This window comes from Streptomyces sp. NPDC002044, from assembly GCF_040296725.1.
GTDB classification, from domain to species: Bacteria; Actinomycetota; Actinomycetes; order Streptomycetales; family Streptomycetaceae; genus Streptomyces; species Streptomyces antarcticus.
Genome location: NZ_JBEOXU010000206.1, coordinates 1 through 8,527, shown reverse-complemented (window position 1 = coordinate 8,527; position 8,527 = coordinate 1). Strand labels below are relative to the sequence as shown.

Sequence of the window (8,527 nt, the reverse complement as noted above, 5' to 3'; positions counted from 1 at the left end):
ACGGAACATCCGCTGCCGTTCCGGCACGCGCAACCGGCCCGCCGCCGCCCGCGCCCTTCTTCAGCTCCGCCGCCGCGTTGCGGTAGACGGGCAGCAGGTCGAGGTCGTCCCCCGGATAGTTGACGATCTTCAGCTGCCGGGCGCCCGAGTCGGGCAGGACCGTACCCGTCGACATGTGCGCGTTGTCCAGGACGAGCGCGGGCTTCTTCGCCGAGAGCTCGGCGAGCCGCGCCGGGGTCACGGCCTCGGGCCCGAACGTCCCCACGGTGGTGGCTCCCGCGAGTTTCGCCGCCCACGCCGTGAAGACCTGCGTCACGACGGACGGGGCCTTGCCGCCGGGCCAGGCTGCCCGCAGCTCCGTGTTCAGCTTCGCGTACTCGGTGTCGAAGCCGGTCTTCCACCGGGCGGCGGCCTCCGCGGTGCCGAAGAGCGCGCCCAGCTTGGCGACTTCGGCGTTCACCTTGTCGGGATCGTTGTCGAGGTTCACCTCGACCAGCTTCGCCTTGGAGCCCGCAGCCGCCTTGATCTTCGCGGCGTACGGCTCGAAGGGCGCGTACAGCACGAAGTCGGCCTTGGCGACGGCGGCGAGGTCCGAGGGCTTCGGATCGTAGTCGGGGGCGTGCTGCACGGACTGCGGCACGATCACCTTGACGTCCTCGGCGCCCGCCGCCTTGGCGAAGGCACCCTCCCAGGTGGTCGTGACGACCACCACGGGCTTGTCCTTCTTCGGCGCGCCGCCGCTCGCGGCGGGGGTGTCGGACGCCGTGCCGGAAGCGGCGTCGGAAGCGGTGTCGCCACCGCAGCCGGCGGTCAGGAGGAGGGCCGCACTCAGTGCGAGGAGGGAAGAGATGCGGACGCTGGTGCGCGCCATGAGCTGATTCTCCGTTCGGGGACGAGATGGACGGCGAGGACCACGGCCCCCGCCGTCAGGACGAGGACCGGCCCGGGCGGCCAGTCCAGCCACAGGGCCAGCAGGAAGCCGGTCAGATTGACCGCCACACCGATGCCGACGGCCCAGAGGGTGATCGACTTGAGCGAGCTGCCGAGGCGGCGCGCGGCGAGTGCGGGAAGCAGGGTCAGGGCGTCGACGAGCAGCGCCCCGGTGAGTTTGATCGCCCCGGCGACCGCGACGGCCACCAGGACCAGGAGCGCCGCGGTCAGCGCCCGGACCGGGACGCCGGAGCACTGGGCGAGCTCGCGGTCGTACAGGAGCAGGCCGATCTCGCGCCGACGCCACCAGAACAGGCCCGGTACGAGGACGGCCAGCAGGCCCAGGACCACGAGGTCGGGGGTCCCCACGGACAGGATCGACCCCCAGAGCAGCGCGAACGCGCCGGAGGCGTTGACGCCCGACACGGCCAGCAGGAGGAGGGCCGCGGCGATGGCCAGGCTCATCAGCAGACCCATCGCGCCCGACAGCCCGTCGGGGCTGCGGGCGAGCGGCGCGACCCCGGCGCCGGCGAGGGCGCACGCCACCAGCGCGCACAGCATCGGGTCGAGCCCGGTCAGCAGGCCCACGGCGATGCCGAGCAGCGCGACGTGCATCATCGCGAACCGGACCGGCATGATGTCGAGCCCGACGATGACCACGCCGATGACGGGCAGTCCGATCGCGGCCAGCAGCAGGGCGATCCCGGCCCGCTGCACGGGAAGCAGCCGGAGCAGTTCGCCGAGGTCGGCGGTGGCGAGCGTCACCGGACCTCCCGCAGTCGGCCCGCGGCCATCTCCAGGACCCGGTCGCAGCGGGCGGCCATCGCACGGTCGTGCGTCACGACGACCAGCGTCACCGGCAGGGCGGTGAGGACGTCCGCGGCCTCCGACTGCCCGTCGAAGTCGAGGGCGGCGGTCGGCTCGTCCGCCAGCAGCACTTCCGCGCCGGCGGCCACGCACCCGATCGCCCGGGCCAGGTACATGCGCTGCAACTGGCCGCCGGACAGCGTGTGCAGGGGCCGTCGGGTCAGCGATCCCACCCCGAGCCGGTCCGCGGCCTCGGCCGCGTCCGCCGCGGCGCCGCTGCTGGCCAGCAGCTCGGCGCCGAGCAGGGGGAACCGGCCGGCGGCCGGCTTCTGCGGGATCCAGGCGCAGGCCCGGCGCCGCCAGGCCCATTCCGCGGGGGTGCGGGTGCTCCGGCCGCCGACCAGGATCGAGCCCGTGACCTGCCGGTGCAGTCCGAGGACCGCCCGGAGCAGGGTGGTCTTGCCCGAGCCGTTGGTTCCGGTCAGCGCCACCCGCTCCCCGGCGGCTATCTCCAGGTCCACGTCCCCGACGGCCTCCACCCGGCCGTGCCGGCAGGCCACCTCCCGCATGCGCACATCCAGCCCGCCCATCACACGCCCCTCGTTCCTCCGCGGCCAGCGGGCCGGGCGGATGTCCGCCCTCCCACGTCGCAGTAGTCGGGCGGCGGACCCGCCGGGTTCCCGCGGATCCGCGATCCGTCCCGGATCCCTGCCGAACCCGTGCCGAACCCGTGCCGAACCCGTGCCGAACCCGTCCGGAGTCCCGGCCGGAGTCCCGGCCGGCCGGCCGGACGCGGCGACCACGCACATCGCTGTCCGGTGACCGGAGCGAGGTGATAGACATCCGTCGTGCACAAGACACTTGAGCTCCCCGACCTGCTGCGCCTGATCGACGAGCGGTCGACCGCCTTCCGCGCCGCCGTCGCCGCCGCGCCCCGTACCGACGTACGGGTGCCGACCTGCCCCGAGTGGACGCTGTTCGATCTGGCGGAGCACCTGGGCGGGGGAGACCGTTTCTGGGCCGCCGTCGTCGGTGCCGGGCCCGCCGACGCTCCGCCGGCCGAAGCCACCGCCGCCCGCGCCGCGCTGGAAGCGCCGCGGGAGCGTGACGCCCTGCTGGCCTGGCTGGCCGAGTCGACGCGGCTGCTGCTGAGCGCCCTGCGCGAGGCGGGGCCGCGGAACGACTGCTGGACGTGGTGGTCCGCGCTGCAGTCACCGCGGAACTCCGGCGGGGTCGCCCGGCACCGGGTCCAGGAGACCGCGGTGCACACCTACGACGCCCAGCTCGCCGTCGGCGCCCCGGAGCCGCTGCCGGCCGAGGTCGCCCTCGACGGTGTCGAGGAGTTCCTGTTCACCTGCTGCGCAACGCCGAGTGCCTGGCCGCACGAGCCCACGACCTTCGACTTCCACGCCGCCGAGGGACGCTCCTGGCGCCTCACGGTCGACGGCGACGGAGCACGCTCCACGCGCATCCCCGCGCCCGGTGCCACGGCCGGCGGGGAACCGGACACGGCCGGCGCCGCCCTCCACGGCACGGCCGGTGAGCTGGTCCTCTTCTGCTACGAACGCATCCCGGCCGGCTCCGTGCGCATCGAAGCGGACGCGGGGCTGATCGACCTGCTCCGCGCCTGGGAACCGGAGGGATAGGCGGCGGATCCGTCCCGTCCGGTCCGGCCCGTGATCAGCGCACCCAGCCCTTCGGGTCCGGCTTCCAGTCCTCGACGAGGAGGCCGAGCAGCACCTCGTCCAGGAACTCGCCCATCACCCAGGCCGACGAGCGCAGGACGCCCTCGCGGACGAAACCGTTGCGCTCGGCGGAGCGCAGCATCGCGGTGTTGTCCGACAGCGTCTCGATCTGCAGCCGCCGCAGGCCGCGCACGACGAAACCGTAGTGACACAGCGCCGCGACCACGTCGGTGCCGTACCCCTTGCCGCGCGCGGACGGCCGCATTCCCAGCCCGAGGTGCGCGGACCGGTTGTGGTTGTCGATGCCCCACAGCACCGCGGTGCCGACCAGCGTGCCACCGTCCAACTCCACCACCGAGAACGGGACGTGCCCCTGTTCCTTGTCGTCCACCACCAGCCGCGCGTCCTGTGACCCGGGCGTGATCGGCCGCCATGGCCGGCCTTCGGCCCGGGAGGTGTTGACCACGTCGTCGTAGAGCTCGGCCCGCAGGATCGGGATGTCCTCGTCGTGCCGGGCCCTGAGCCCGACCTTGCCGCCCCTTAGCATGCGAACTTCCTATCCGACCGGCCTCGGTGACGGCAAACCGATTCCCCCCCCGCACTAGCCGCCGATGTCGCGGCTGCGGAAGTCGTCCAGGGTCTCGCGCCGCATCAGCGTCGTGGCCGTGCCCTCGTGGACCGCGATGACGGGTGGGCGCCCCACCAGGTTGTAGCCGGAGGCCATCGACAGCTGGTACGCGCCCGCCACCGGTACGGCGATCAGGTCGCCCGGGCGGACGTCTCCGGGCAGCTCCGCGTCGGCCGCGAGGATGTCCCCCGCCTCGCAGTGCCGGCCGACGACCGTGGCCGTGCGGGGCTCCGCCGTCGAGCGGCGGCCGATCAGCCGGGGCGCGTACCGCACCCCGTACAGCGCGGGCCGGGGGTTGTCGCTCATCCCGCCGTCCACGGCGACGAAGACCTTCTCGCCCGTGCGCTTGACGGCGAGCACCCGGTACAGCGCGACCCCCGCGGGACCGGCGACGGCCCGCCCCGGCTCGACGGCGAGCCGGGGTACGGGCAGCCCCGCCGCGGCGCAGCTCTCGATCAGTCCGGCGCGCAGCCGGCGGGCGAGGGCGGTGAGGTCGAGGACGGGCTCGCCCGGCCGGTAGGCGATGCCGTGCCCGCCGCCCAGGTCGAGTTCGGGCAGCGTGACGCCGTGCGCGTCGTGGACCCGGGCCATCAGCCCCACCATGCGGCGCAGGGCCACCAGGTAGGGCTTCACCTCGGTGATCTGCGAGCCTATGTGGCAGTGCAGACCGGTCAGTTCGAGCCGGGGCTGACCGAGGATCCGGGCTATCGCGTGCTGCGCGGAGCCGTCCGCGAGCGACAGCCCGAACTTCTGGTCGTCCGTCCCGGTACGGATCTTGTCGTGGCCGCCGGCCGAGATGCCCGGCACCACCCGCACCATCACCTTCTGCCGGCCCCCCGGGCCGACGGCGGCCGCTATGCGGGCGATCTCGGACGGACCGTCGATGACGATCCTTCCCACGCCGAGCCGCAGCGCCGCCTCCAGGTCGCGCGGGGACTTGGCGTTCCCGTGCAGTACGACGCGTTCGGCCGGGAACCCGGAGGTGACGGCCAGCTCCAGTTCCCCCGCCGAGCAGACGTCGAGGCCGAGCCCCTCCTCCCGCACCCAGCGCACCATCGCGCGGGAGAGGAACGCCTTCGCGGCGTACAGCACGTCCGTGTCGGGGAAGGCGTCCCGGTAGGTGCGGCAGCGCCCGCGCACCTCGGCCTCGTCCAGCACGTACGCCGGGGTGTCGAAGCGGTCGGCCAGCTCGGACAGCGAGACCCCGCCGACCGCCAGGTCGCCGTCGGGGAGCCGGGTCGTGGACGCGGGCCAGACGGACAGGTCGTCGGCGCCGGCCGGCAGCCCGGCGGGAACGGCGGCCGTCACCACGTGATCCCCCATCAGAGGGTCCCGGCCAGGGGCGCGTCCACGCTCCCGGTGACGGGCTCGGCCGCGCTCGGGACCGGCACTCCGGCGGGTTCCGGGACCGGTACCGGGACCGGGACCGGGGCGGCGGGTTCCGAGGTGGGGACCGGGGCGGCGGCGGGCGCGGTGAACGTCGGATCGACGGTCAGGAGCGACGCTCCGAGCGGCTCGGCCAGCGCACGGAGCGCGGACCCGGAGAGCCGGATCCACGTCTGATCCGCACCGAGGGTGGCGGCCAGCCGGTCCGGACCGGTGAAGCCGACAGCGGTACGAGCACCGAGCGGGGTGCGGAACAGCCGGACCACGACCCCCGTCGCACCCGGCCGGGCCGGCACGTACAGGGGCCTGGCCGGGACCCGTTCTTCAGGCTCGGGGTCGTCGTCGTACAGGAACAAACACATGGGCCCTCCCAGGGGAACCACGAGCGGCGGTTGCCGCCCCGGGGCGCGGTGAGGCGGCCCGGGGCGTGACACCCGAAGCTATCCCCGATCCGGGCCGTCCCCGACCACTCGGTAACGGGACCTTGACGGCGGGTGGCCGGGTCCATACGCATCACTGACGTCCGGGGCCGGACGGGACCGTCTCCGGCCCGGTCCGGCGCACCCGGGCGCGGCGACGCGGCGCCGTGGCCGGGCCGCCGAAGATTTCCGGCCTTTCTCGGCGGCCGCGCCGCAACGGGCCCTGCCCGGGCCGCCGTTCAGCGTCGCCCGCCGGTCCGGAAGCCCGCCGTGGGACCGCCGGTCAGCTCCGGAGCCGGGCTCCCTCCGCGCGGAAGGCACGCCGGTAGGCGGCGGGCGTGGTGCGCAGGGCCTCGTGGAAGCGCCGGCGGAGATTCACGGCCGAGGAGAGGCCGACCCGGTGCGCGATGGTTTCCACCGGCAGGTCCGTCTCCTCCAGCAGCGCCCGGGTGGCGGCGATCCGCCGGTCCAGCAGCCACCGCCCGGGACTGACGCCGAGCTGCTCGGAGAAGCGCCGGGTCAGGGTACGGGCCGAGACCTGCGCGCGTCCGGCCATCTCGGCGACGCTGACCGGCCGGTCCAGCCGTCCGGACAGCCACTCCAGCAGCGGGGCCAGCGAGTCGGGGACCGCTCCGGAGGTGGGCAGTTCGGCGTACTGCAGCTGGCAGCCCTCGCGGTGCGGCGGCATCACCAGCTGCCGGGCGATCCGCATCGCGTAGGCGGCGCCCTGGTCGGCGCTCACCAGGTGCAGGCAGAGGTCCACGCCGGCCGCCGATCCGGCGCTGGTGGCGACGTCGCCGTGGTCCACGTACAGCACCGCGGGGTCGACCCGGACCCGCGGGAACCGGGTGGCCAGCTCGGCGGCCTGGGCCCAGTGGGTGGCGGCCCGCCGGCCGTCCAGCAGTCCGGCGGCGGCGAGCACGAAGGCGCCGGAGCAGATGCCGACGATCCGCGCGCCGCGCCCGTGCGCCCGGCGGACCGCCGCGACCACCGCCTCCGGTACCTCGGAGCCGGGTGGCTGCCGCCAGCCGGGGACCAGTACGGTGTCCGCGCGCTCCAGGGCGTCCAGGCCCGTCGTGACCAGCAGGTCGTAGCCCGCCTGACCGCGTACCGGGCCGGGGTGCTCGGTGCACACCTCGAAGGCGTAGCGGGCGGGGACCGCCGGGCCGTGGTCGCCGAACACCTCGGTCGCGCAGGCCAGCGGGAAGGCCGGCTGCGGGGGATTCACCAGGGCCACGACCCGGTGCGGCTCCGGCGGCTTCGGCGGCTCCGGCAGTTCTCGCTGCTCCGGCAGCGAACGAGGCGTCATGGCGGGAAAGTACCCCATCATGTCGTTCCGGACACTGGGATGGCCGATTGGTCCAGTCCAGCATCGTCCTGTGATGACCACTCAGACGCACGCCGACACCGCCAAGGCCGATCCGCCGACCGCCGCCCGGCCCCCACTGTGGGACCGGCGCTTCACGCTCTACTTCACCGCCCGTGCGGTCTCGCTGGTCGGCGACGCGATGATGCCGGTGGCCGCCGCGCTCGCCGTGGGCCCGCTCTACGGTATCTCCGGAGTCGGCACCGTACTCGGTGTCTGGACCGGGACGTTCGTCCTCCTGGTCCTGTTCGGCGGGGTCTTCGCCGACCGGTTCGGCGCGCGCCGGATGATGGTCGGCGCGGACCTCGTCCGGGTGCTCAGCCAGGGGGTGCTGGCCGCCGCGTTCTTCGCCGGGCCGCCGCCGTTCTGGCTGCTGGTGACCATGGCCGCACTGGCCGGCGCCGCCGTCGCCATGTTCCTGCCGGGTGTCAACGGGATGGTCCCGCTGGTCGCCCGCGATCCGCATCGGGCCAACGCCACGCTCAAGGCGGCCGACGCCCTCGCCCACCTGACCGGCCCGGCCCTGGCGGGGCTGCTGATCACGCTCACCAACGCCGGGACCGTGTACGCCATCGACGCCGGCACCTTCCTGCTCAGCGCCCTGTGCCTGGCACTGATCCGGCTCGCCCCGGCCGCCCGGCCGACGGGCGCCCCGGCCGGATCCGGCTCTCCCGCCCGCAGCGGCGGTTCACTCCGCCGAGACCTGCGCCAGGGCTGGCGGGAATTTCGCGCGCGCACCTGGATGTGGGCGGTGATCCTCATCTGGATGGGCTACGGCGTACTGTTCTACGGCCCCCTGGTACCGCTGAGTTCGGCGCTGATCGGCGCCCGGCTCGGACCGGACGCCTACGGCCTGGCGGTCTCGTTCCTCGGCGTCGGAACGGTGCTCGGCGGCCTGCTGGCGCTGCGGCTGCGCCCGGCCCGGCCGCTGGCCGCCGGCGCGATGGCGATGGTGCTGTGCACCGTGCTGCCGCTCTGCGTGGCGCTGGGCGCCGGTCTGCCGCTGCTGCTGGCGGGCCACGCCCTCGGCGGCGCCGCCCTGGCGTTCTGGTCGGTGATGTGGGCGACCAGCGTGCAGACCCACACCCCGCCCGAGGTGCTCAACCGGGTCACCGCCTACGAGCAGGCCGGCTCCGTGTCCGGGATCGCGCTCGGCCAGATGCTGGCGGGGCCGGCCACCGCGCTGGCCTCCCCGGAACGGCTGCTCATGGCTGAGTTCCCCCGCTCCGCTCGCCATGCTGGAACCACACCGAAACAGCGGTCGGCACGGAACGGGGCGGGACATGAGTGAGCACGTGAACGGGAT

The 8,527-nt window shown here is 74.4% G+C and carries 9 protein-coding genes; 2 read left to right on the top strand and 7 right to left on the bottom strand.

Annotated features, from left to right (window positions below):
- The 3 genes from ABT106_RS29545 to ABT106_RS29535 form a co-directional block, all read right to left on the bottom strand.
- Positions 1-871 (bottom strand): metal ABC transporter solute-binding protein, Zn/Mn family (locus ABT106_RS29545; protein ID WP_351283444.1); only part of this gene is annotated, 871 nt, incomplete at its 3' end.
- Complete coding sequence (locus tag ABT106_RS29540) at positions 829-1,695, bottom strand: metal ABC transporter permease (RefSeq protein WP_351283442.1); 867 nt, start codon at positions 1,693-1,695, stop codon at positions 829-831. The genes ABT106_RS29540 and ABT106_RS29545, both read right to left, overlap by 43 nt.
- Positions 1,692-2,327, bottom strand: a complete 636-nt coding sequence (locus tag ABT106_RS29535; RefSeq protein ID WP_351283439.1) for an ATP-binding cassette domain-containing protein — start codon at positions 2,325-2,327, stop codon at positions 1,692-1,694. The genes ABT106_RS29540 and ABT106_RS29535 overlap by 4 nt, the downstream gene beginning before the upstream one ends.
- A gap of 258 nt (positions 2,328-2,585) precedes the next feature.
- On the opposite strand from ABT106_RS29535, the gene ABT106_RS29530 reads away from it, so the two are divergent.
- Positions 2,586-3,383 (top strand): maleylpyruvate isomerase family mycothiol-dependent enzyme, encoded by a 798-nt coding sequence (locus ABT106_RS29530; RefSeq protein ID WP_351283436.1) that lies wholly within the window; start codon positions 2,586-2,588, stop codon positions 3,381-3,383.
- 34 nt (positions 3,384-3,417) lie between these two features.
- Here the strand turns inward: ABT106_RS29530 and ABT106_RS29525 are convergent, their stop codons facing one another.
- The 4 genes from ABT106_RS29525 to ABT106_RS29510 all read right to left on the bottom strand — a co-directional run bounded on the left by ABT106_RS29525 (position 3,418) and on the right by ABT106_RS29510 (position 7,164).
- The gene (locus ABT106_RS29525) at positions 3,418-3,969 is read right to left on the bottom strand and encodes a GNAT family N-acetyltransferase (RefSeq protein WP_351283434.1); all 552 of its coding nucleotides are present in this window, start codon (positions 3,967-3,969) and stop codon (positions 3,418-3,420) included.
- Between the two features lie 54 nt (positions 3,970-4,023).
- Positions 4,024-5,373 (bottom strand): diaminopimelate decarboxylase, encoded by a 1,350-nt coding sequence (lysA, locus tag ABT106_RS29520; protein ID WP_351283431.1) that lies wholly within the window; start codon positions 5,371-5,373, stop codon positions 4,024-4,026.
- Complete coding sequence (locus ABT106_RS29515) at positions 5,373-5,798, bottom strand: SAV_915 family protein (protein ID WP_351283428.1); 426 nt, start codon at positions 5,796-5,798, stop codon at positions 5,373-5,375. The genes lysA and ABT106_RS29515 overlap by 1 nt, the downstream gene beginning before the upstream one ends.
- A 340-nt stretch (positions 5,799-6,138) precedes the next feature.
- Positions 6,139-7,164 carry a GlxA family transcriptional regulator gene (locus ABT106_RS29510; protein ID WP_351283425.1) on the bottom strand — a complete coding sequence of 342 codons (1,026 nt, stop codon included), beginning with the start codon at positions 7,162-7,164 and terminating at the stop codon, positions 6,139-6,141.
- Between the two features lie 73 nt (positions 7,165-7,237).
- Here ABT106_RS29510 and ABT106_RS29505 point away from each other — a divergent pair, with 73 nt between their 5' ends.
- On the top strand, positions 7,238-8,512 hold the full coding sequence (locus ABT106_RS29505) for an MFS transporter (RefSeq protein ID WP_351283422.1): 1,275 nt from the start codon (positions 7,238-7,240) through the stop codon (positions 8,510-8,512).
- Positions 8,513-8,527: the final 15 nt, after the last annotated feature.

Bases quoted from the DNA above. Each gene is read 5' to 3' on its own strand.
- lysA (WP_351283431.1), bottom strand. From the start codon at position 5,373: ATGGGGGATCACGTGGTGACGGCCGCCGTTCCCGCCGGGCTGCCGGCC.
- ABT106_RS29510 (WP_351283425.1), bottom strand. From the start codon at position 7,164: ATGACGCCTCGTTCGCTGCCGGAGCAGCGAGAACTGCCGGAGCCGCCG.
- ABT106_RS29505 (WP_351283422.1), top strand. From the start codon at position 7,238: ATGACCACTCAGACGCACGCCGACACCGCCAAGGCCGATCCGCCGACC.
- ABT106_RS29525 (WP_351283434.1), bottom strand. From the start codon at position 3,969: ATGCTAAGGGGCGGCAAGGTCGGGCTCAGGGCCCGGCACGACGAGGAC.
- ABT106_RS29535 (WP_351283439.1), bottom strand. From the start codon at position 2,327: ATGGGCGGGCTGGATGTGCGCATGCGGGAGGTGGCCTGCCGGCACGGC.
- ABT106_RS29515 (WP_351283428.1), bottom strand. From the start codon at position 5,798: ATGTGTTTGTTCCTGTACGACGACGACCCCGAGCCTGAAGAACGGGTC.